Origin of the sequence: Caproiciproducens galactitolivorans, from assembly GCF_004768785.1 — a bacterium.
Classification (GTDB): domain Bacteria; phylum Bacillota; class Clostridia; order Oscillospirales; family Acutalibacteraceae; genus Caproiciproducens; species Caproiciproducens galactitolivorans.
This window is the reverse complement of sequence record NZ_SRMQ01000007.1, coordinates 1-23,537: the sequence shown is the minus strand read 5'-3', so window position 1 is coordinate 23,537 and position 23,537 is coordinate 1. Positions and strand designations below refer to the sequence as shown.

Below are 23,537 nucleotides of genomic sequence, written 5' to 3'. Positions count from 1 at the left end.
TTGCACCGACAATGCCGGCTTTATTTTGTCAGTGCCAAAAACGATAAAAACCGCTATAAATATATATCGACCTTTTTTTAAATAATTAAAGGAAATCGAAATAAAAATATATTTTATTTTGTATTTTCATTGGTTTCAGGGGTTGTAAAATCCCTTTTCTCCGTTTTTTTTATGGAATAATTTAGGAAATAAATATAAATATCAACAATCGCCTGGTACAGCTCCGGCGGAATTTCCGACCCGACCTCCAGCTGGGTGAGCAGGGAAGCCAGAGAGTCGTCGTGATAAACAGGTACGTTGCTGTCCTGCGCGACTTCAATAATTTTTTCCGCGATATAGCCCGAGCCGGACGCAACCACGACGGGCGCGCTGTGGGGGGAGTCCAGCGAATATTTCAGGGCCGCGGCATGATTGTGGTCAAACTGTGACATCGATGACATTCTTCCTTTCGTAAACCCTTCTCAAGATCTGTTTTTTCGTGACTGCGCCGGGGCCTGTAAGCAGTTCAATTTTCTGCGCGGTCAGGCCGTTTTGTGCAAAGATATCCGCTATTTTCTCGCTGATTGCCCGTTTGTCTTTTTCTAGGGATTCAGGGCAGTTCAGCTGAATGTCCGCTTTGCCGTCGATAAAGGAAACAGCGGCCTCAAAATAGCCGAGCCGTTTTATGTCGAACGTCAGGTAAAGACGGACGGGCGAACCGCCGCTTTCCAGATTCCCCCTGCGGGACTTCTCTTTTTCGTTTTCTTTTTCAATCCAGATTTCCGTAAACATAAATTGCCCGTTATAATTGATCGGAAGGAAAATATGATTAAAAGGCATGTAAACGCTGTTATCCAGCAGAAGGGATGTCAAGGTATCCCGGCAAAGGGATTGGGTCACGCTCGAACTGCTTTGTTTCATGTTTTCCGAGAGCATCTTTATTATGGAATCAAAAAGCGGATTTTCCGGTTTCTGAGAAGCTTCTGTTACTGTCTTCAAAAACATGGATTTGATTTCATTCATTTTCGGTTCCGGCAAATTCAGCTCATATTTACAATAATCCAAAAGGGCCGTAAAGGTATCTACCAGTTCCTGATGAGAGCTTATGTTTAAGCGTGCAAGATTATGTACCAGAAGCGTAATGTTGTCTCTTGCTACTCCGTAGTCGTTCGAAGCCGCTACATACTTGCCCAAAAGCGGAATGACTTTTTCTTTTAAAACCGAAAGGTTTAAATCCAGACCTTTCACAGGCTGATCCGTTATCAATTCTTTTGTCAGCTCTTTAAGCTGTTTGCTGTACGGATTCGGAATTTGGGTGGAAAGTGTGTCCAGCTCCTTTGCAATCGCCTGCGTCGTGTCGGCAGTTGAAAAATACCCGTCATATGCTTTGAGGAAATTGGAGATGGTTTGTTTCAACTCCCGGTCGCCCGCGTGCGCATTTAATAGGTTTCGAAGAACGTCAAAGATGGGGCCGGTAAATTTTGTGCGGTTGTTGCTTTGAAAAGTCAGGTTCTTTAAAATATCCGCGGGCTCCATTTTCATAGCTGCGGTGAGCTCTTTCATAAAGGGAGCGTTTGTGCGGCTGTCGTGAACGTTTTCCGGCCTGCTGAAAGCCTCAAAAGTAACTTTTTGCAGCGTTTCAGACAAAGCAGGCGTCCGATTTAACTGTTCTAGGAATTTATTAAAAACAGAATTGCGATTTAACAGGAATTCAAAGCGCGCGTTTGTGTCGCCCTGCTTGTCGGTGTTTGGCTGAACGACCTTTGAGGGGTCAATTGGCGTTGTTGGCCCTGTTTGCTTCGTGGTGGGTATTTTATTGATGGTGTCGCTGTTCGGTATGGGAGGGGTAATTCTTAAATTATCGGGCATAAAAACACCTCAAATATAAAATTTGGCATTAATTTTATCGACATTGTTACGATATATAGATTATAAAGTATAATTAGGCGGTGAATTATCATGGATAACAATATGGAATCTATGTTGGAAGTTTATTTATTTGAAGCAAATGATTTGCTCGAACATCTTGATGAAATTTTAATCAATTGCGAAAAGGCAAATTCCTTTGATACAGATAGCATCAATGAAATTTTCCGAATCATGCATACAATAAAGGGTTCCTCTGCTATGATGCAGTTCAATGGCCTTGCGACAATTTCCCATAAGGTAGAGGATCTGTTCTACTATGTACGCGAACACGGGATTGATGAGAAATACAATGAGGAACTTTTTGACCTGATGTTCCGGTCGAGCGATTTCATTAAGGACGAAATCGCAAAGGTAGAAAATAACGAGCCGCTTACTACAGATATCGGCACTTTTGAGCAGGAAATTAATGATTTTCTTAAAAAGATTTCGACAGGCGAATCAAACGAAGGCGCGGCTGAGCCGGCAAAGCAGCCAGAAGGAAAACAGGTTGAACCACACCCGCAGGCACCGGCACAGCCGGAATCCGCTCCTAGCCAGGAGCTTCCAAAGCAGACGCAGGCCGCCGCAGAGCCAATTGTGTTTGATTCGGAATATCCATTTGCCGTCCGTGTGTACTTTGACGAAGAGACAGAGATGGAGAACCTCCGTGCCGTTATCCTGATTAATGCGATTAAGGACGTTTATCAATATGTGAAATACCAGCCGGATGATATTGAGACGAATCCGGCCAGCGCGGAGGAAATCATCAAAAACGGTTTCGTGATTTTTTTCAGGGACGAGCAGGGCTTAAAGAGCGTATTAAAAATCATTGAAAATTTTGTTTATACGAAAAATTATACCGTGATCAATAAGCCGGATGATACAGCGCAGGAAAAATCCGGCGAAAAGAACGCGAGCGAACAGGATGAATCAAATAAACAGCAGGCGCAAAATACGGCGCACTCGGTGGTTAAGCAGAATCTTATTAATGTAAACCTTTCAAAGCTTGACAATCTGATGGATCTGATGGGCGAAATCGTCATAACGGAATCCATGGTTACCACTCCTCCGGCCGGGCAGAGCGCCGCAGTAGACAATAATTTCACCAAGGCTTCCCGGCAGCTGCGGAAACTGACGGACGAGCTTCAGGAAATTGTAATGTCCATCCGCATGGTCCCGATTTCAGGTGTGTTTCATAAGATGAACCGCATTGTGCGTGATATGAGCAAAAAGCTGGATAAAGATGTCCAACTGGTCATGATCGGCGAGGATACCGAAGTCGATAAGACGATTATCGACAACATCGGCGACCCGATTATGCACGTTGTGCGCAATGCTATGGATCACGGTATTGAAACCAAGGAAGAACGCGCCCAGACAAAGAAACCGCCAAAGGGAACCATTACCCTGTCGGCACAAAACACAGGCGGGGAAATTATCATTTCCGTAACGGATGACGGAAAGGGAATTGACCGGAAGGCTGTCCTTCAAAAGGCAAAGAAGCAAGGACTTGTGAAAAGACCGGAATCGGAGTATTCCGCAAGAGAAATTAACAACTTCCTTCTGATGCCCGGTTTCTCGACCAACGAAGTGGTGACGGAGTATTCCGGCAGAGGGGTCGGTATGGACGTTGTTAAGAAAAATGTTGAAAAAGTCGGCGGTGACGTTTCAATTGAAAGCGTGTTTGGAAAGGGGACCAAAATACTCTTTAAAATCCCGCTTACCCTCGCGATTGTGAACGGCATGAAGATTTCCGTCGGCGAAACGGTATTTACCATTCCGATTAATAATATCCGGCAGTCCTTTAAGGTGGATCAAAGTGCAATTCATTATGACACGGATATGAATGAGATTATCATGGTTCGCAACCAGTATTATCCGGTTGTCCGCCTGCACAAGGTGTTTGGTATTGAGACGGATATTACGGATATCAGCAGCGGAATTGTTATCTTAGTTGAAACACACGAAAAGGCGTTCTGCATTTTTGCAGATGCGCTTTTAGGTGAGCAGCAGGTTGTTGTAAAGTCCCTTCCGTTATATCTCAATAAATATAATGTGAAGGAAACAGGCATTACCGGTTGCGCGATTCTGGGCGACGGCAGCATCAGCCTGATACTGGATGTACTCAACCTTTACAATAACAATTAATTACCCTTACCCGAAGGATTAAACGCGGAGGAAAACGATGATACGCCTGACAGATAAAGAATTTCAAGATATTGTAACTTATGTAAAAAGCAATTACGGTATTAATCTTACAAAGAAAAGGCAGCTGATTGAATCTAGGATGCAGGCTGTCCTGGTAAGCAGGGGCTTTACAAATTTTACGGATTATTTTAATCTGGTGAAGCAAAACAAGTCCGATGAAGTTACGTTGATGCTTAATAAGCTGACGACAAATCATACGTATTTCTATCGGGAGCCCGCTCACTTTGAATTCATGAGGAAAGTTTTCCTTCCAATGCAGGAAAAAACCAATACTCGTAAAGTCCTCCGTATCTGGAGTGCCGGCTGCTCTTCCGGGGAAGAAGCATACACGGCCATTATGACGATGATGGAATACTTCGGTATAAAAAAAGCAAGCTGGGATTTTCGGATTCTGGCAACGGATATTTCCCTAAAAGCAATGGAAGCTGCAAAAAACGGGGTTTATAGTGAAGAATCATTAAAAGAGCTTCCAAAAACGTGGAAAATGAAGTATTTTAATAAGCAGGGGGACGAATATTATGAACTGAAGGATGAAGTTCGGAACCAGGTTATTTTCAAGCGGCTGAATCTTATGGATCCTTTTCCATATCAACAGCCTTTTGATCTAATCTTTTGCAGGAATGTTATGATCTATTTTGATCAACCCACGAAAAACGCTTTGATCAATAAGTTCTATGATGCATTAAAATCAGGCGGTTATCTTTTTATTGGGCATTCTGAAACGGTTCAGAGGGACACATCCCCGTTCATATATGTTGAACCTTCAATATACCGGAAAGGATAATTTAGATGCCGATAAATCGTAGGGTGAGAGTTCTTATTGTTGATGATTCGCTTTTTTTTCGCACGGCGTTGCAGAAAGCGCTGCTGAATAATCCGGATATCGAGATTGTGGGAACTGCGGGAAATGCGATGGAAGCAGAGAAAAAAATAAAGGAATTATCTCCGGATGTCGTTACATTGGATGTAGAAATGCCGGATAGCAGAGGAACCGATTTTTTAAAAAAGCTGCTGCCTGCACACCCGTTGCCTGTCGTTCTTGTAAGTTCGCTGGATATTGGTATTTTTGAGGCGTTGAGCGCAGGCGCTGTTGATTTTGTTCAAAAGCCGAATTTGAAAAGCAGTGAGGATTTCGCTGCTTTTTCACAGGAACTAAGCCAAAAAATAAAAATTGCTTCATCTGCAAAGGTAAAGAAAACGCCGGCGCCGGCGGCTTCTTTACCTTTGCCTGCGCTTTCCAAAAGTGCAAATAGCGAACATATCATCGCAATCGGTGCCTCTACCGGGGGAACGGAGGCTACCGCTGAAATTTTGAAACAGTTACCGGCGGATATTCCGGGCATTTTAATAGTACAGCATATGCCGGTCGGCTTTACGAAAATGTACGCGGACAGACTTAACAAGCTGTGTAAGTTCACCGTATTGGAGGCGCAGAATGGCGATCGTGTGAAACAGGGGCAGGCTCTGGTTGCCGCGGGTGACAAACATATGACTCTTGAAAAAGATTACAAGGGCTATTATGTGAAGTGTGCCGCGGGCGAAAAAGTTAGTGGCCATTGTCCTTCGGTAGACGTTATGTTCCGTTCGGTTGCGAGAACGGCGGGAAAGGATGCTATTGGCGTTATTCTGACCGGTATGGGCAGGGACGGCGCCAGCGGCTTGCTTGAGATGCGCAAAAGTGGCTCCTTCACAATCGGACAGGATAAACAGACCAGTATTGTTTATGGGATGCCGATGGTTGCGTTTGATATCGGTGCCGTTGTGAAACAAGCGCCTATTAATGCGATTGCAGGAATTATTATTCAGAAATTGAATAAATAATGCATATAATGCATAAATTAACACAATTTTATGGATTTCACTTAATTTTATTGCAAATGTTGTCGATATAATTTTCGAAGAAAAGCGCTCGAATTTTGCTGCATGCAATCTTTTCTTGTATTTTTTGACGCAACGTGGAAGGAACGTGGAATAAATGGACAAAAGAAAAAGAAGAAGTTTAAAGAGAGCATTGCTTATGGGAATGGTAGGTCTTACCATATCGGTTAGCCTTGTATGCAGTATAGCAAACGGTTTTATGATCTATAAAAACTGTCAGGACAACATGGTTTCCATGGTACAGTCGAATGCAAATTCCTATAATGAAGCTGTAAAAAATGCAATCGAGGTATTTAAAGCCAAAGCGGAAGCCATTGCTAGTGAAACTACGATAACAGATGCAACGAATCCGGCCGCGCAAAAAAGCTTACTGGCAAAACTTAGCGAAAAATATGGCTTTGTAGATGTTAATTTAGCCGACGCAAATGGAAAAACAACAAATGGAACGGATATCAGCGACCGCGACTATTTTCAAAAGGCCATCGCAGGCCAGACATACATTTCCAGCACCGTTACACGGAAAACGGATTCTAGTGTTGTGATGTTTGTTTCGGCCAAAATTAACAACGGGTCAAACTATAACGGGATTGTCTACGCCTGCTTGTCAAGCGATACCTTTTCGAAAATGATTGACAACGTCTCAGTCGGGAAAAAGGGATATGGATTTATCGTCGACAAAAGTGGGAAAATCATAGCGCATAAAGATAGGAACAATGTCAACAACTTTGTCAACTATATCGAAAAGGCGCAAGAAAATCATTCCTATGATAGTGCAGCTTCCCTTGTCAAGGATATGATTGCGTGTAAAACAGGAAGCCAAACGGTTACAATTGACGGTGTCCGAAAGTTGGTTGCCTACTGTCCGATCGACGAAACAGACGGTTGGTCGTTGGGTATCAGCGCAGATTACAGCGAGATGATGAGATCTTATTACATATCCTTTTTCATTACGGTTATTCTGTTGATTGTGTTCATCCTTATTTCCTGTATTTTTGCTGTTCGGATCGCCAATCCGATTACCAAGCCTATTGAAAACCTTGTACATAGGATTGAGCTGCTTGCAGAGGGCGACCTGCATACCGAGATCCCCGTTATCCGCACCCGCAATGAAATCGGCGTTTTGGCGGATACTTTTTCAAATACAATTGAAACGCTCACGAGATATATTGGCGAAATTGCACTTGTGCTGGACAGCCTTTCATGCGGCGACTGTACGATTCGACCCGAGGAGGATTATAAAGGCGACTTTGTAACCATTAGAGATTCGCTGAATGCAATCTCTGTAAATCTGAACCGCATGTTTACGGAAATTAACCAGTCTGCTGATCAGGTAGCCAGCGGTTCCGATCAGGTTTCGAGCGCCGCGCAGGCTTTGTCGCAGGGGGCTACGGAACAAGCCAGCTCGATTCAGGAGCTTTCTGCGTCTATTACCGAAATTGCCCAAGAAGTCAATAATACCGCAGATCATTCACGACAGGCGAACCAGTATTCGCTCGAAGCTTCTGCGGAAGTGGAACGCGGAAATGAACATATGAAGCAGCTGGTTGCCGCAATGGCGGAGATTAACGAGGCCTCTCAGCAAATTGAGAAGATTATCAAAACCATTGAGGATATCGCCTTCCAGACCAACATTCTTGCGCTGAACGCTGCGGTTGAAGCAGCAAGGGCCGGTTCGGCTGGCAAGGGCTTTGCGGTTGTTGCCGATGAAGTCCGCAACCTTGCAAGCAAGAGCGCAGAAGCGGCGAAAGATACCACTTTGCTGATTCAAAATTCCATCAAAGCCGTTGAAAACGGCTCGAGGATTGCGAGTGAAACCGAAGAATCACTCCATGCGATTATTGAAAAAGTGAAGAATACAACGGATCTGATCCGGGAAATTTCCAAGTCCTCTCAGGATCAGGCATCTTCCATCAATCAGATTACATTGGGAGTCGATCAGATTTCTGCGGTTGTACAAACGAACTCTGCTACTGCGGAGGAAAGCGCCGCGGCTAGTGAGGAGTTAAACGGGCAGGCGCAGCAGATGAAGAATATTTTGTCTACGCTGAAGCTAATAGATGCATCCGGCGAAATCCAGCAGAATCCTGCTGTGGAATTTTCTGAACCGGAATCATCAGGCAATTTCGGGGAGGGCCCGTCCGATAAATATTAAGATCCCTTCTACCACCCCCCTGCGGTTCAAACCCGCAGGGGGATTCTTATAATTCCTTCATCCAGTATTTCCGATCCAAGCTTCGGTACTGGATTGCTTCCGCAATATGCCTTGGCTCAATTTCTTCGCTCTGGTCCAGATCTGCAATGGTTCTGGATACTTTCAGTATCCGGTCGTAAGCCCGTGCGGAAAGGCCAAGCTTTTCAAATGCCTGTTTCAGAAGTGCCCGGCCGAGTTCGCTGAGGTGGCAGATTTCATGAAGAATATCCGGTGTAATGCGGGCATTGCAGGCAATGGAGGTACCTTTGAACCGTTCGTTCTGTATCTTCCTTGCCGCATTAACGCGGGCTTTTATCACGCTGGAACTCTCGGCCTTTTCGTCCGAACTGATTTCATCAAATTCGACGGGCGGTACCTCGATGTGCAGATCGAGCCGGTCCAGCAACGGGCCGGAGACGCGGGAAAGATACCGCGAGACAGCGTTGGAAGTACAGGTACAGGGCTTTGTCGGATGCCCGAAGTATCCGCATGGGCAGGGGTTCATCGCGGCGACAAGCATTACCGTACAGGGATAGGATATGGTTCCGTTTACGCGGGAAATCGTCACTTTCCCGTCTTCAATCGGCTGGCGAAGAACCTCCATCGCGCTACGTGAAAATTCCGGAAGCTCGTCCAAAAACAGAACGCCGTTGTGCGCAAGGGACATCTCACCTGGGCGCGGGATGCTTCCGCCGCCGGAAAGCCCTGCGGGGGATACCGTATGGTGCGGTGAGCGGAACGGCCGGGTGCGTATTAAGGAAGTCCCGTCCGGCATGGTTCCCGCTATCGAGTGTATTTTTGTTGTTTCAATGGTTTCTTCGAAAGTCATATCCGGCAGGATGGAAGGCAGCCTTTTCGCAAGCATGCTCTTGCCGGCACCCGGCGAACCGATTAAAAGGATATTGTGTCCGCCCGCAGCCGCTATTTCCAGCGCGCGCTTAGCTTCAAACTGTCCGCGTACTTCCGAAAAATCCGGGAGTGGGGCGGAGGCGAAAGGGGTATCCGTATTTTTACCGGCGGGAAGGATCTTTTCCTGCCCGGTCAGGTGCCGGATCAGGGAGGGCAAATCCTTTACGGGGTAGACAGTAATTCCTTCAACAACAACGCCTTCGGGGGCATTGGACGCGGGAATATACAGCTTGTGGAAACCGCTTTTCTGCGCCTGTATTGCCATAGGAAGGATTCCGCGTACGGGCCGGGCCTCACCGTTTAAGGAGAGTTCCCCGATAAATACGCTGTCCTCTAAATCCGCTCCAAGTTGCCCGCTGGCCTGCATAAGGGCTATAAAAAGCGGCAAGTCGTAAATCGGCCCTTCTTTGCGCTTGTCTGCCGGTGCAAGGTTCACCGTTATTTTATGTACGGGAAACGCGAAGCCGCAGTTTTTCATGGCGGAACGCACCCGGTCGCGCGACTCTCTTACCGCGGCGTCCGGAAGGCCCACTACGTCGAAACCGGGCAATCCGACGCTTACATCCGCTTCCACCGTGACGACAAAAGCGTCCATGCCGTACAGCCCCATGCTGAAAGAACGAGATACCATTGCCTTTCCTCCTAATATCGAATAATAACATTATACTATCTTCGAATTGTAATCGCAAATTTATGTGAATGAAGAATAAAATTTTCTTATTTACAGAACATAAGTTCTGGTGTATAATTAAAAAATGAAAGAGAGGCGTCAGTCTTTCAATCACGAGCCCACGGCCCAAGGAGGCACACGACGCCACTCTTTCCCATACGGCTATTATCTCCCATAATGGCCATGCTTTCAAGGGTTATGGGTACCCTTTAAAACCCAAATACATTATACAAGGAGGCGGAAAGGTGGAACGGATAATCCTGCACTGCGATCTGAATAATTTTTTTGCTTCCGTTGAATGCAGGGATCATCCCGAACTGAAAGAACGCCCTGTTGCGGTATGCGGTAGTGTGGAAGACCGCCACGGGATTGTCCTTGCGAAAAATGAATGCGCAAAGCGGTTCGGCATAAAAACGGCCGAAACGGTTTGGCAAGCAAAAAGGAAATGCCCCGATCTTTTTATTGTTCCGCCTCATTTTAATCGGTATTATTATTTTTCTAATTTTATCAAACAAATTTACCTTTGTTATACGAATCAGGTGGAATCCTTTGGAATTGACGAGTGCTGGCTGGACGTTACCGGAAGCACCCGGCTTTTCGGCAGCGGGATGGATATCGCCGAGGAAATCCGGGCGCGGACAAAAGCGGAAGCCGGTTTGACGGTTTCCATCGGCGTAAGCTTCAACAAAGTGTTTGCAAAATTAGGGAGCGATCTGAAAAAGCCGGATGCCGTAACGGAAATCAGCCGTGAGAATTTTAAGGAAAAAATATGGCCTCTGCCTGTTGACGCTATGCTGGGCGTAGGGAAAATAACGAGCAAGCGTTTGAACGGGCTGGGGGTACGGACAATCGGCGATCTTGCGGCACTAGATTTGAAGCAGGCGGTTTCCATTTTCGGGAAAGCGGGAGAAGACATGTGGCGGAATGCAAACGGCCTTAACCAATCCGAGGTTTTGGCAGCCGACGCGGATCCGCCGCCCAAAAGCATAGGGAACAGCGTTACCTGTGTCCACGATTTGTTTGATATGGAGGAAGTCTGGCCGGTGCTTTTGCATCTGTCGGAAAAAATATCTTGCCGCATGCGCGACGCCGGTGTGATTGCTTTGGGGCTCCAGCTTTCTGTGAAAGACAATCGTTTGCATGTTACACAGCACCAGATGCATTTTCCGACCCCGACACGCCTTACCATGGATCTGGCGTACGCCGCGAAGGATCTTTTCCGGAAAAATTATCCCTGGAAAGCCCCGGTTCGTGCGCTGGGGCTTAGTGGCTTTGCTTTGGTTCCCGATTCGGAAATGCAGCAAACGTCCCTCTTTGAGAATATCCTCGAGAAGGAAAGAAACGAACGGCTGGAAAAGCAGTTGGATGCCCTGCGCGATAAATTCGGAAAGGCGTCCATTACACGCGCCGCGTTAATGCAGCCTATGCCTTTACCGAGTGAAAATGATGGAAAAAAATAGAGAACTTGTTAAAAAAATAATGGCTTTAAAATATATTTTTATAAAATAAAACAAATATTTAGCTCCAAAAGCAAAATATTTATTGACTTAATCGTCGGAATGCTGTATGATATATACAGCTTTTAATTTCATGTTGCCATGAGGTGTTGGGCTTGGTTGTTCATGACCATTGTAATGAGATGGCAGATTGTACTGACGATCAGCTTGTTAGCCTTGTGAGCGATGGGAATTCAGATGCTTTTGTTGAACTGACCGCGCGTTACATGTCGTTAATTCGGGCGAAGGCGGCTCCATTTTGCAGTACAATGCTTGAAGCGGATGATTTGTATCAGGAAGGATTAATGGGCCTTTTAAATGCGGCGCGTACATATGACGCGTCCGGAAAAGCCGGTTTCAGAACGTATGCCGGTGTTTGTATTCAAAATCGAATCATTATGGCGTATCGTACATCTGGACGAAAGAATTTGCCTCTTCATAATTCGGTTTCTCTAAACGACGACGGAGCGCACGTGGATATATCGAACTGTGCCATGGACCCGGAAACGTTGCTGATGGACAGCGAAAGTTTCAAGGCAACGCAGCAGTATATTAGACAATTGCTTTCCAAATTGGAACAGCAGGTTCTGATGCTTTATTTAGGCGGTTGTAGCTATGGCCAAATCGCTGAAAAACTCGGGGTGACCTCTAAGGCGGTTGATAATGCTTTACAGCGAGTTCGTCTAAAATTAAAACAACTGCTTTAGTAAAAACTAAATATGCCCAGGTAGCTTAAGTAGAGCGTTGGTAATCAAAGGCGTCGGTGCGAATCCGTCTATGGGCAAATATCTTTATCCAAAGCGAGGTAAATTAAATGTACGAAGACAAGACTCTCATCTGCAAAGAATGTGGCGCTGAATTTGTATTCACCGCCGGTGAGCAGGAATTCTATGCTTCCAAAGGCTTTGTAAATGAGCCGCAGAGATGCAAGGCCTGCCGCGATGCTCGTAAGAATGCCGCTAAGCCGGAGCGCGAGATGTTCACAGCCATCTGCGCAAGCTGTGGCAAAGAAGCAAAGGTCCCCTTTAAGCCGCGTGAAGACCGTCCTGTATATTGCAGCGAGTGCTTTGCAAAGATGAGGGAAGAATAAGCATATATTTCTTATTCAAGACCAGGGTACCCCGGATGGAAATCCGGGGTATTTTTTGTAGAAAATAGAAATGTATTGCATTGCCGTATTGCATTGCCGCGGCGCGGGTATTATAATAGACATGAAAAATATGCAGAATGCTGGAGGATTAAAGTTATGGCAGTTATAACAAAGGATACAATTATCGGAGATATTCTTGATATTGACAAAACTACGGCACCGTTCTTTCTGGAAATGGGCATGCATTGCCTTGGTTGCCCTTCTTCCCGCGGGGAAACTTTGGAGCAGGCCTGCATGGTGCATGGCGTGGATGTAAATGAGATGGTGGAAAAGCTGAACGCGCATATCGCTTCTAAGTAATCCTTGCTTTGCAATATCCGGAAATTTTATTTAATGTATGAATATGGCCGTCCGTCAATCAAAATTGCCGGGCGGCAATTCGTTTTGAATTGAATTTTAAGTGCTTTAATAGGAGGTTACATCTGTGGGTTTGCATCCCTTATTTACTCTTGGCGGAAGGCTGCAGCTTTGCGCTTCCATGGTGCGCGACCAAACCGCTTTGGCGGATGTCGGAACGGATCACGCCTATCTTCCGATTTGGCTTGCAAAACAGGGGCGCATTTCAAAGGCGGTTGCCTCTGACGTCCGGCCCGGGCCGCTGCAGACAGCAAGGGTGAATATCATCCGGTACCGTGTGCAGGATATCGTTACCACCCGCCTGTCGGACGGCCTGAAAGCGATCCTTCCGAATGAAGCGGAGGATATCGTAATGGCGGGGATGGGCGGCGAGCTGATCAAACAGATCCTCTCCGCTGCGCCATGGGTAAAGGAAGGGCAGAGAAGGCTGATTTTGCAGCCGATGACCTCGATCCTCCCGCTTCGCTGCTTTTTGTCGGAGCAGGGCTTTGCCATCCTGCGGGAACAGGCGGTTATGGAGGAAAATCACGTGTATACCGTTATACTTGCGCAGTATCAGCCGCAGGAAGTAGCTACCGGTGAACTGTATCCTTATATTGGCAAACTTGACGCCAAAACTGCGGACAACCGGGAATACATGTATCGGCTGGTTGCAGGCTTAGAAAAAAAAACACGCGGGCTTTGTCTCTCCGGCAAAAATAAGGATGCAGATGAATTAATCGAAATCATCCGCCAGATTCGAGAAATCGCGGACAAGGGGGAACAGCAATGATTTTCGTGGGGGACATATACGATTTTATCGACGGCATGGCGCCGTTTCATACGGCAATGGACTTTGATAATCCCGGCCTGCTGGTAGGCGGGCGTAATATGTCGGTTCAATCGGCGCTTCTTTCTTTGGACATTACCCCTGCGGTCGTCCGGGAAGCCAAAGAAGTGCAGGCTGATCTGATCATCAGCCACCATCCGGTCATCTTCCGTCCTCTGAAGCGTATCGATACGGATACCGCGCCGTATCTGCTTGCCAAATATGACATTGCGGCAATCTGTGCCCATACCAACCTTGACATGGCTGCGGAAGGGGTCAATACCTGCCTTGCGAAACGGCTGGGACTGAAAAACATCCATATGCTGAAGGAATATGGAAATACGGGTCTGCCGGAAGGCTTAGTTGGGGAAACGGAGCGGGAATATTCCCCCCGGGCGTTTGCCGAATTTGTCAGGGACGCACTCGGCTGTGACGGGCTTCGCTATACGGACGGAGGACGGGCCGTTTCAAAAGTAGGGCTTTGCAGCGGCGGCGGTGCCGATTTGGTTTATGATGCGGCGGAATACGGCTGCCAGGCTTTTGTTACCGGCGAAAGCAAGCATAATATTTTGCTGGATGCCGAAAATATGAGGGTGACTATGGTGGACGCGGGCCATTTTTACACGGAGGATGTCGTGATCGAGCCTCTCATGGAAAAGCTGCAAAAACAATTTCCTCAAGTCCGGTTTGCGAAATCAAAGCGGATGCATAGCCCGGCAAAAACCATCGGATGTACCCGTACAGGAGGAATTTAAATGGCTCTTGACGGAGCTTTTTTAAGACATATAAAAAAAGAAATAGAAGAAGCGGCTCTCGGCGCGAAGCTGGATAAAATTTATCAGCCGAACAGGGAAGAAATGGTTTTAACCTTCCGCACCCGAAGTGATACCATGAAGCTTCTGATGTCCGCAAGGGCGAACAGCGCACGGATTCACTTTACGCAATACGTGCCGGAAAATCCGAAGTCCCCGCCGATGCTCTGCATGCTTTTGCGCAAACGCCTGCTGGGGGCACGCCTTGCGGAGGTTCGCCAGCCGGGATTGGAACGGCTGCTGTGCCTGGATTTTGACGCGGTCAACGAGTTGGGTGACCCGGTCCGCCTGACGCTGGTCATGGAAATCATGGGGCGTTACAGCAATATTATTTTTGTGGATGAGAACGGAAAAATCATTGACGCTTTAAAGCGTGTGGATGCGGAAATGTCTTCCGAACGCCTTGTCCTTCCGGGGTTAACCTATCAGCTTCCCCCGCCGCAGAACAAGCTTTGCCTTTTACAGGCTTCCATGCGGGAAATTGAGGACGGATTACAGAGCATTCCGTCCGATATGGAGCTTTCCAAGGCGCTGCTGAATCATTTGCAGGGCCTTTCGCCGATAGTCTGCCGAGAACTTGCCTATTTGACCGGGCGGGGTAGTGACGTTACCGCCAAAACAATGACGGCGGAGCAGCGCGAACGACTCTTTTACTTCCTTAGAAGAATGGCCGAAACGGTGAAAAACAGGGATGGGAAGCCTTATATGGTGGTCAGCCCGGCGCAGAAGCCGATTGATTTTTCTTTTTTCAATATCGAGCAATATGGCCTGACCGCTGTGGTAAAATCGTATACGCGCTTTTCCGAGCTGTTGGATGCTTTTTATACGGAAAGGGATCGCATTGACCGTATGCGGGTGCGTTCCCAGGATTTGCTGCGCGTTTTAACGACGGCTTCGGAACGGCTCAGCCGGAAAATCAATCTTCAGCGCGCGGAGCTGTCGCGCTGCGCGGAGCGGGACACATTGCGTATTTACGGCGATATTCTCAGCGCCAATTTATATACAATCCCTAAGGGGGCCAGTTTCGTCGAATTGCAGAATTTTTATGAGGAAGATCTGCCGCTTGTAAAAATCAAGCTGAATCCTGCGCTTTCCCCGTCGCAAAATGCGCAAAAATATTATAAGGAGTACCACAAAGCCAGCACAGCGGAAAAAATGCTTGCGGTTCAAATCCAGCAGGCACAGCAGGAGCTGGAATATCTTGACACGGTATTTGATGAGCTTAGCCGTGCGGCAACGGAACGGGATTTGTCCGAAATTCGGGAGGAACTGACCGAGCAGGGCTACATCCGCGCGTCGAAAGGCCGCCAGAAACAGCTCGCGTCCATGGGGCCGATGGAGTTTGCGTCCTCCGACGGCTTCCTGATTCTGGTTGGGCGCAATAACCGCCAAAACGATCGCCTTACATTAAAACAGGCCAATAAAAACGATATCTGGCTTCATACCAAGAACATACCAGGATCGCATACCATTATTGTAACGCAGGGGCGCGATGTGACCGAAACCGCGATCTTCGAAGCGGCGAATCTGGCGGCTTTTTACAGCAGGGGGAAAGAATCCTCCAAGGTCCCGGTGGATTATACTGAGGTTCGCCATGTCAGCAAGCCGCAGGGGGCGAAACCCGGAATGGTCATCTACGTGAATTATAAAACCATCTACGTAACACCGGATTCCGGTTTAGTAGATTCTCTCAAGTCAAATTTTAATGGCAAACGAATGGAATCCGTGCTATAATATGGGACAAGTACGTTAGGGAAGTGTGCCAATGATAAAAGTGAAATCAGAGGATTTATTACGAGATACAATCCTTTTCGGTATAACAATTCTATTGATGTTAGCCGCCAATTTTTTAACCGTATTGGGCGGGGATTTTTGGAAAACCGCGGTTGACGTTTTGTTTTTTGCCATCATTTCTTTAAATATTGCAATTGCCGCCAGTTTGATTCGCAACGTCAGGCGTGATTTTGCGTTACTGATCTTTCTTCTCACTTATAACGTCCTGCTTATGGGGCGTGTGTATACCTCTTGGTTTGGGTATCATCATAAGCTTCTTCTTCTTTTGGAAGCGGACGATTTCTCGAAGCTGTTTCAGTCGCTGCAACTGGTGGCTCTTTCTTTGTTCTGCGTTTATTTTGCCTACCGGCTGGCAGGGCCGATTTTTCACAAACGCGAGTCCGCAATCGAGAAGCTCCACACGAAAGCGGTTTATAAAGACCATTTGCTCCCCCTTATCCGCCGGCTCAGTACAATTGTGCTGTATATCAGCTCGGTTCCATTCTTTTATATTCTATTTAAAACGGCGCTGGACGTTGTAAGGCATGGTTACCTGCAATCCTTTACAAATACATCGGATGTACCGTCCATTATCAGCCGGCTTTCCATGTTTTTTGTCCCTGCTTTTGCGGTTTTCCTTGCGACCCTGCCGAACAAGAAGCAGATGAAACTGCCGCTTGCGGTGTACAGCGTTTATATGCTGGCGTCCCTCTTTACGGGCAGACGGAATACCATTGTCTGCGAAGCGCTGATGCTTACCTTTTACTTTGTAATGCGCGATTCCCTTTTGGAAAAAGGCAAGCGGGTTATAAAAAAGAGAATGGTAGCCTATGTCGGGGTATTTGGCATAATTGCCATGTACTTTCTGCAGATGTTGGCGCTGGTTCGTTCAGGGGCTGAAGATACCCACCGCGGGCTGGGCGAAATGCTGGTCAGCTTTATTGATTCCCAGGGAGCGAGCTTCCGTGTGATCGTACAGACCGTGAACCATATCCAATCGTTTAACCCGTCTACGACCTATTTGTATTTGTTTTATCCTTTCGAGCTGTTCGTACACAATAATGTTGTTACCCGCACGTTGTTCGGGTTTACTCCGATTATCGAAGTGCAGAATTCCGAATTCGTCCAGACAACGCATAATTTTGGTCATGCGTTAACCTATATGGTCGATCCGGACCGTTATCTTTCCGGCGGCGGCTTCGGTACCTCCTATGTGGCGGAGGCGTATGTTGCTTACGGTATTCTGGGCGTTATTTTCGTCAGTGCAATGATCGGGCTGATCTTCCGCTTTTTTGCTTCTTTATTAACGCACAACTGGGTTGTTATCACCTGCGGTTTGCTTGCCGTTAAGAGCTTCGTGTATATCCCGCGTAATTTTGCGTTTTTATGGGTTACCGATGTGTTCAATATCACGTATATCTGTTTCTATGCTGCGATTTATCTAGCGGCGCTGTTTATCGCAAAGGGAACGCATGTCCGGCGGACGCATAGGGATGTTCCCGACCCTCTTGTACTGGAGGAACGAATTTGAAACTGCTGCTTTTACTTACGACTTCTTTTCCGTATGACAACGGCGAAGAATTTTTACTCAATGAAGTAAATTATATCAAAGGCTTTGATAAAGTGCTTGTATGCCCTTGTAACTTAAAAAAGGATTCCGCAGTCACGAAAAAACTGCCGGATTCCATATCCTGTTATTCTCTGAAAATAAGCGACAGCGGTAAGGGCGCGTACGCCTCGCTTTTGTGCAAGCCCTATATATGGTGCGAGCTGAACCATTTATGGAAATCCGGCTCGTTTACCGCCGCGAAAGCGCACGAAATGCTTTACTTTATGAAACGCGCGTTTGAAATTTACGGTGCGCTCTCCAAGATCGAGGAGCTTCGTGCCGCGGATGAAGTGACCATTTACAGCTATTGGCTGTTCGACGCCGCAGCAGCCGGCGTGCTGCTCGCGAAGGATTTGAAGCGCCAGGGGAAAAAGGTGCTGCAGATTTCCCGCGCCCATCGTTTTGATATATACAACGAATTTGCGAAATATAATTATATTCCGATGCGGGAATTTATTTTGAGCCATATTGACCGCGTCCTGCCCTGTTCGGCTTCCGGTACAGAGTATATTCGCGGCCAGTTTCCGCAGTATGCCGAAAAAATCCGTCCCGCCTTTTTGGGAACCTCTGATCACGGAGAAAACTACGGCAGTAGGGAAAACGGTTTCCACATTGTTTCCTGCTCTTTTATGGTGCCGGTCAAACGCCTTCACTTAATTGTTGAAGCGCTTCAAAAGGCGGATTTCCCCATTTTGTGGACGCATATTGGATCCGGGCCACTCAACGATGAGATAAGGGCAATGGCTTCCAGGCTTCCCTCCTGCGTCCAAACGGAATGGAAGGGGCAGATGGATAATGCCTCCATTATGGATTATTATAAAACCACCGCGATTTCCGCCTTTGTGAACGTCAGTGCCAGCGAAGGTATTCCGGTTTCTATTATGGAGATCAGTTCGTTCGGCGTACCGGTGATTGCAACGGATGTCGGCGGCACAGGGGAAGCGGTCATAACTGGCGAAAACGGGTATATTTTGCCGGCGGACTTTTCCCCGGAAATGCTCCTGTCGCGCCTGCGCGCGTTAAAGGAGCTTCCCAACGGGGAATACGCGCGGCTTTGCCAAAACGCGCGCAAGTTGTGGAATGAAAAATTTAATGCGCAGCGAAATTACGAAAAATTTTATAAGGAGATCAGTCAATGGATTTGATGTATCTCACTTTTCAGGAGGATGCTCCGCTGTATTTGGGCGTAAAAAATAAGATTGAAGGCCAAATCAGCGCGTTCGAAAAGCTGGGTTATCGGGTAACCTGTTCCATGTGGCAGAACAGCCGTTTTCGTTTCTTTGGTGCGGATTCCTTTGAAAAACCGCTTGACCCGGCAAAAAGGCTTATGAAACAGATGGCTGCCATTGCGAATGAATATATCGGCAGGCATCCATTTGATGTTTTATATATGCGGCTCGACCGTATCAGCTTCGATGTGATTCGAATCTGTAAAACCGCACGGGCGAATCATGTGAAAACCATCGTGGTGGAAATCCCGAATTATCCTTATTTGGCGGATTATGTACGCAATATAAAATATGCCAAGTCGCTGGGTGGGAAAGTCAAAACGGCGGCAAAGGTTGCGGTGACGGTGCTGGACGACCGGCTGTCTGGCAAAGAGCTGAAGAAGTATATTGACGCGGTTGTACTGTACGGAAACAAGGCGGATTCCTTCTTTGGCGTAAAAGCCATGAACGGCGACAACGGGATTAATATTGATCGGATTGAACCGATTCCACATTGTGCGGACACCGCCAAGGATATTGCGATCCTCGGAGTGGCCGGTACGCTCTGGTGGCAGGGCTATGACCGGATTTTACAAGGCATGAGCATATACAAACAGAAGCATACCGACGATCTGGCGCTGAAATTTGTGCTGGTCGGCGGGGATAAGACGGAGATGCCCGAATTCCACGCGTTGGTGGAAAAACTGGGCTTGTCCGATGACGTTACCTTTTGCGGATTTAAAAAAGGAAAAGAGCTTTCCGATATTTACAAAACAGTAGATGTCGGCGCTTCCTCGCTGGGGTGCTACCGCAGGGGGCTGACGCGCTGTTCATCCTTAAAGGCGCGGGAATACTGCGCAGCGGCTCTCCCGTTCCTGTACGCCTATGACGATGCAAAGCTGAGGGACGATACGCCCTTTGCCCTGCGCCTTCCGAACGATGAATCACCTGTCGATATGGATAAGGTGGTTGAATTTGTCCAGCGCTGCAGGAAGGATGCCTCTATTGCAAAGAAAGAGCGTGAATTTGCTGAAAAAAACTACGATTGGAAAACAATTATGAAGCAGGTTCTTGAATTTGCCGGTGCTTCAATGAAATAAAACAGAATTTTATTTGGAGGATAACATATGGAATTATTCGTAAGTTTTTCAGAAGTAATGGACTTTTTTAAGAAAACCAGGCTCCGATTTTTAATTGTAGTGGCTGTGTTCGGCATTGTATTCGGCCTGATGCCGCTGAAATTTGTAAAGCATGTGTATACTTGTGATACGACAATCGTGATATCCTGTGAGGTGCCGGAGGATGCTAAAACCGATTACCGGCTCCAATATACCAGTATTTTAAACAGCCGCGTGCAGACGGCGATCGCGATGGCTTCCGGTAAGGAAATTATTACGCAGACCGCACAAAAACTTGGAATTGACGAAAAAGAAATCAATTCGATTTCTGCTACACAGGTGAATACCGCACCGGTCGTAAAGCTGACGGCGAACACCCCGAACGCAGATATTGCGGACCGCGTTGCGAATACCGCTGCGCAGGTTCTTTCGGAAAGGTTGACCGCCGCTTTCCCGTCGCCGAAGTTATCCGCTATTGTCAGCGACAAGGCGATTCCGGCGGAGCACCAGTCCTATAAGGCACAAATGATTAAGGCCGGCTTTTTGGGACTGATTATTGGCTTTATCTTGTATGTTTGCTATGGAATTCTGAAAATATTGACCGACAAGACAATCCGCAACAGCCATTATGTAAGCGAGGCTTTAAATACAAAGCTGCTGGGTACGGTGCCGCAGGACAAGGAGGAATCGAAAAAGGATGACAGCTACCGAAAGCTGCGTGCTGCGGTGGAATTCAACGCCGCCGGCAAAAAGAGTTTTCTTGTTACCGATGTCTGCGAGCACGACGGCGCCGCTTCCGTTGCGGTGGGCCTTGCCCGCGCCCTGAGCTTTTCCGGGAAGTCCGTACTTTTGATGGATGCGGACCTGCGTGACAGCGGAATAACGGAAATACTGAAAACCAAGCCGGAGCATACCATTTCGGATGTTTTGAAGGGGACCTGCACAGCGGAACAGGCTGTGACAAAGACCGCGATTACCGGATTAAGCCTTGTTTCCGGCGCTGACGCGACACAGAACCCGGCGGACTTATTGTTCTGCGATGAATTTAAAACGCTTGCAAAAAAATTCGAACAGCAATTTGATTATGTAATTATCCATACGCCTTCCGAAGTGAGTTATCCGGACGCGGATAATATTGCGGCGCATGCCGGGTCCGTTATCATGGTTGCAAAATATGGTTCCACGCCCTATCAGGAATTTAAGGATTCCTTTAAGCGCCTGGGGGCGGCCGGTGGACATATTATCGGCTTTGTCACTACGGATGTCTAAAATTTCTATTCCTGAAGCAGAAATAGAAATAGAATAAATGTTGAGAGCCTGAAAATCACTCAATGGTGCTTTTCAGGCTCTTATCTTTGTCATAAAAAATCCCCCGGCGAAGCGGGGGATGGGTATTAGGATGAAAGTGTTATAGGATCAGGCTTCAAGACTAAGGATATTTTTAATGGCGTCCTGCTGCTCAAATAGGGTACAACCGCCCAGGTGGCCCGCCTGTAAGAGGTTTGCCGATTGCAATTTCTGAAACAATGGGGATTGTAGGGCTTCCATAAGCGAATGGTCTTTCAGGCTGGTGTCGGAGAAGGGGGAAAACGGACAGGGTTCCGCCCCGCCTGCAGCATTAATATGGAAAAAACCTCTGCCCGCTGCAAGGCAGCCGCCGGTGGATTTTTCATCCCCGGGGAAAGACAAGAAAACCATTTTTCCAAATGCCGTTTTCAGTTTCTTCTGGCTGGCGGCAAGCTGTTCCCGCTCTTCGGCGCTTAGAGTAAGCGATTCAGTAGATTCCTGTGCGGGGACATATTCAACGAATAAGACCAGTTTGCAGTCCTTGCGGGAAAGGGAGGCTATAAAATCATCACTTGTGACCGTTTGCAGGTTTTGGGAAGTCACGGTGATGGAAACGCCGTAAAAAATCCCTTTTCTTTTCATTTGCTCGATCGAATCGTTTAAAAGGGAGAAAATTCCTTTACCCCTGCGCTTGTCCGTTTGAACGGAATCACCTTCCATACTGAAAATGGGGATCAAATTCCGCCTGAATTCGAAAAGCCCGATCGCCTTTCGGTCAAATAACGTTCCATTCGTAAAAACCGGAAAAATAATATTGTGAAACAGGGATGCCTGCTGTAAAACATCTGTCCGCATCAGCGGTTCTCCGCCGGCTAAAAGGATAAAGGAAATCCCCAGCTCCGACGCTTCCCGAAAGATTTGTTTCCATTGTTCCGTGGTTAGCTCCTCTTGTTTGAAATTTTCGCCGCAGGCGTTGTTTGCCCGGGCGTAGCAGCCCTTGCAATGTAAATTGCATTGCGATGTAATGCTGGCAATCAGGAAAGGGGGGATATGGTGCCCGGCTTCTTCCGCTTTCCGCCGTTTTTTTGCGTTCTCGCTCTGCGATAATATAAATTTTGCAATAAATGCGCTTTCCAGAGGGTTCTTTACGGAGGCTTTCAATGCCTGATGGATGATACCTTCCACCGCGCTACTTAAGTATTCTGTTTGTTCATTCATCTGTGTTTCCTTCTTTGAAAAGTAGTTTGAATTCTGTTTCCAAAAGCACCTTCCGCTCGGACGGATTTTCAAGATGAATCCCCGTGTAACGATAAAAGGAATCGGAACGATAGAAAATGAGCTGTAAAAAAGAGATCAGCTGATAGGCGATGATCCTGCATTCCGCTTCGCTTTTTTTGTTCCCGTAATATTCCCGGATGGTTGGGAGAATATGGTTAGGTATTTCAATTTCGCTCTGCAGCAGAAGATAGGGGATGTAGATTTTTGTAAAACGACGGAATTTAACGACCAACTCACAAATTTCCCAGAGCATGTTCCACAGGCGGTTCAAAGGGGGAATATTTGTGTTGCTCGCTGCAAAAATATCCCCGGCCGAATCCTGCATTATTTGGTCGATTGCCGTTTTTAACAGCTCATCCTTGGATTGGAAACAGTAATTAATCATGGCGACATTTACACCGGCTTTGGAGGCGATTTTCCGGGAAGTTATTTCTTCCGGTGTTTCCGATTCATTTAAAAGCTGTATTGCTGCCTGAACAAGAACCTGCATTACTTTTTCCTTATGCATGAATATCACCACTCGAAAATGAGTTTAAAACATGTTTAATATTTGCTTAATATACTATATTTCCTTTTTTTAGTCAACTTGAAAAGAGAGAATTCGGGGAAAATGAAAATTGCGTAATTGCTGAAATTTTTGTGAAAATCTGTAAAAAAAGGGAAATAGTTACCCCCGCACAGCAGGGGTAACTATTTTGACCGAAAGGCAAATCGCCAAACGCTATTAACGATCTGATAGATAAAGTGATAAGCGAAATTAAGCAAATTTTGGATAGAGTACAATAAAGTTCGCAATTTCGAGAAGGTATAGAAAAGCCATTGGGACTCCTTTAAAATGAATGGTGTCAAGACATTCAAAAAGGAGTTGGTCCCAATGACTCAAGGAAAGAATAACACA

General features: G+C 46.8%; 20 protein-coding genes. 15 read left to right on the top strand and 5 right to left on the bottom strand.

Annotation, left to right across the window (positions count from 1 at the left end; all coding sequences use genetic code 11):
• Positions 1 to 113: 113 nt before the first annotated feature.
• Positions 114 to 440 (bottom strand): EscU/YscU/HrcU family type III secretion system export apparatus switch protein, encoded by a 327-nt coding sequence (locus CAGA_RS08110; RefSeq protein ID WP_407932262.1) that lies wholly within the window; start codon positions 438 to 440, stop codon positions 114 to 116.
• A complete protein-coding gene (locus CAGA_RS08105; RefSeq protein ID WP_135659674.1) occupies positions 418 to 1,848 on the bottom strand; it encodes a hypothetical protein in 1,431 nt (476 codons plus the stop codon). The genes CAGA_RS08110 and CAGA_RS08105 overlap by 23 nt, the downstream gene beginning before the upstream one ends.
• A 90-nt stretch (positions 1,849 to 1,938) precedes the next feature.
• Here CAGA_RS08105 and CAGA_RS08100 point away from each other — a divergent pair, with 90 nt between their 5' ends.
• The 4 genes from CAGA_RS08100 (at position 1,939) to CAGA_RS08085 (ending at position 8,125) form a co-directional block, all read left to right on the top strand.
• Positions 1,939 to 4,035, top strand: a complete 2,097-nt coding sequence (locus tag CAGA_RS08100) for a chemotaxis protein CheA (protein WP_207669564.1) — start codon at positions 1,939 to 1,941, stop codon at positions 4,033 to 4,035.
• A 37-nt stretch (positions 4,036 to 4,072) separates the two neighbouring features.
• Positions 4,073 to 4,879 carry a CheR family methyltransferase gene (locus CAGA_RS08095; RefSeq protein WP_135659672.1) on the top strand — a complete coding sequence of 269 codons (807 nt, stop codon included), beginning with the start codon at positions 4,073 to 4,075 and terminating at the stop codon, positions 4,877 to 4,879.
• Positions 4,880 to 4,884: 5 nt separating this feature from the next.
• Positions 4,885 to 5,916 carry a protein-glutamate methylesterase/protein-glutamine glutaminase gene (locus tag CAGA_RS08090; RefSeq protein ID WP_135659670.1) on the top strand — a complete coding sequence of 344 codons (1,032 nt, stop codon included), beginning with the start codon at positions 4,885 to 4,887 and terminating at the stop codon, positions 5,914 to 5,916.
• Positions 5,917 to 6,112: 196 nt separating this feature from the next.
• On the top strand, positions 6,113 to 8,125 hold the full coding sequence (locus CAGA_RS08085; protein WP_167875187.1) for a methyl-accepting chemotaxis protein: 2,013 nt from the start codon (positions 6,113 to 6,115) through the stop codon (positions 8,123 to 8,125).
• Between the two features lie 46 nt (positions 8,126 to 8,171).
• Here the strand turns inward: CAGA_RS08085 and CAGA_RS08080 are convergent, their stop codons facing one another.
• Positions 8,172 to 9,704 carry a YifB family Mg chelatase-like AAA ATPase gene (locus CAGA_RS08080; protein WP_135659666.1) on the bottom strand — a complete coding sequence of 511 codons (1,533 nt, stop codon included), beginning with the start codon at positions 9,702 to 9,704 and terminating at the stop codon, positions 8,172 to 8,174.
• A 284-nt stretch (positions 9,705 to 9,988) separates the two neighbouring features.
• Between CAGA_RS08080 and dinB the strand changes: the two genes are divergently transcribed.
• The 11 genes from dinB (at position 9,989) to CAGA_RS08025 (ending at position 21,343) form a co-directional block, all read left to right on the top strand.
• Positions 9,989 to 11,203, top strand: coding sequence for a DNA polymerase IV (dinB, locus tag CAGA_RS08075; protein ID WP_135659664.1), 1,215 nt, complete (start codon positions 9,989 to 9,991; stop codon positions 11,201 to 11,203).
• Positions 11,204 to 11,355: 152 nt separating this feature from the next.
• Positions 11,356 to 11,946 carry a sigma-70 family RNA polymerase sigma factor gene (locus tag CAGA_RS08070; protein WP_243112991.1) on the top strand — a complete coding sequence of 197 codons (591 nt, stop codon included), beginning with the start codon at positions 11,356 to 11,358 and terminating at the stop codon, positions 11,944 to 11,946.
• 107 nt (positions 11,947 to 12,053) lie between these two features.
• Positions 12,054 to 12,329, top strand: coding sequence for a zinc-ribbon domain containing protein (locus CAGA_RS08065; RefSeq protein ID WP_135659662.1), 276 nt, complete (start codon positions 12,054 to 12,056; stop codon positions 12,327 to 12,329).
• A gap of 156 nt (positions 12,330 to 12,485) precedes the next feature.
• Positions 12,486 to 12,689 (top strand): DUF1858 domain-containing protein, encoded by a 204-nt coding sequence (locus CAGA_RS08060; protein ID WP_135659660.1) that lies wholly within the window; start codon positions 12,486 to 12,488, stop codon positions 12,687 to 12,689.
• A 124-nt stretch (positions 12,690 to 12,813) separates the two neighbouring features.
• Complete coding sequence (locus CAGA_RS08055; RefSeq protein ID WP_243112990.1) at positions 12,814 to 13,518, top strand: class I SAM-dependent methyltransferase; 705 nt, start codon at positions 12,814 to 12,816, stop codon at positions 13,516 to 13,518.
• Positions 13,515 to 14,309 carry a Nif3-like dinuclear metal center hexameric protein gene (locus CAGA_RS08050; protein WP_135659658.1) on the top strand — a complete coding sequence of 265 codons (795 nt, stop codon included), beginning with the start codon at positions 13,515 to 13,517 and terminating at the stop codon, positions 14,307 to 14,309. Before CAGA_RS08055 ends, CAGA_RS08050 begins: the two co-directional genes overlap by 4 nt.
• Positions 14,310 to 16,100, top strand: coding sequence for an Rqc2 family fibronectin-binding protein (locus CAGA_RS08045; protein WP_135659656.1), 1,791 nt, complete (start codon positions 14,310 to 14,312; stop codon positions 16,098 to 16,100).
• A 31-nt stretch (positions 16,101 to 16,131) separates the two neighbouring features.
• On the top strand, positions 16,132 to 17,670 hold the full coding sequence (locus CAGA_RS08040) for an O-antigen polysaccharide polymerase Wzy family protein (RefSeq protein ID WP_135659654.1): 1,539 nt from the start codon (positions 16,132 to 16,134) through the stop codon (positions 17,668 to 17,670).
• Entirely contained in the window at positions 17,667 to 18,893 is a 1,227-nt protein-coding gene (locus CAGA_RS08035) for a glycosyltransferase (protein ID WP_135659652.1), read from the top strand. The genes CAGA_RS08040 and CAGA_RS08035 overlap by 4 nt, the downstream gene beginning before the upstream one ends.
• On the top strand, positions 18,884 to 20,056 hold the full coding sequence (locus tag CAGA_RS08030; RefSeq protein WP_135659650.1) for a glycosyltransferase: 1,173 nt from the start codon (positions 18,884 to 18,886) through the stop codon (positions 20,054 to 20,056). The genes CAGA_RS08035 and CAGA_RS08030 overlap by 10 nt, the downstream gene beginning before the upstream one ends.
• Before the next feature lie 27 nt (positions 20,057 to 20,083).
• The gene (locus CAGA_RS08025; protein WP_135659648.1) at positions 20,084 to 21,343 is read left to right on the top strand and encodes a tyrosine-protein kinase domain-containing protein; all 1,260 of its coding nucleotides are present in this window, start codon (positions 20,084 to 20,086) and stop codon (positions 21,341 to 21,343) included.
• A 147-nt stretch (positions 21,344 to 21,490) separates the two neighbouring features.
• On the opposite strand, the gene CAGA_RS08020 is transcribed toward CAGA_RS08025, so the two are convergent.
• Together CAGA_RS08020 and CAGA_RS08015 are read right to left on the bottom strand one after the other, a co-directional pair.
• Positions 21,491 to 22,579, bottom strand: coding sequence for a radical SAM protein (locus CAGA_RS08020; RefSeq protein ID WP_135659646.1), 1,089 nt, complete (start codon positions 22,577 to 22,579; stop codon positions 21,491 to 21,493).
• Positions 22,572 to 23,147: a TetR/AcrR family transcriptional regulator gene (locus tag CAGA_RS08015; protein WP_135659644.1), complete on the bottom strand. Its 576-nt coding sequence runs from the start codon at positions 23,145 to 23,147 to the stop codon at positions 22,572 to 22,574. The genes CAGA_RS08020 and CAGA_RS08015 overlap by 8 nt, the downstream gene beginning before the upstream one ends.
• Positions 23,148 to 23,537: the final 390 nt, after the last annotated feature.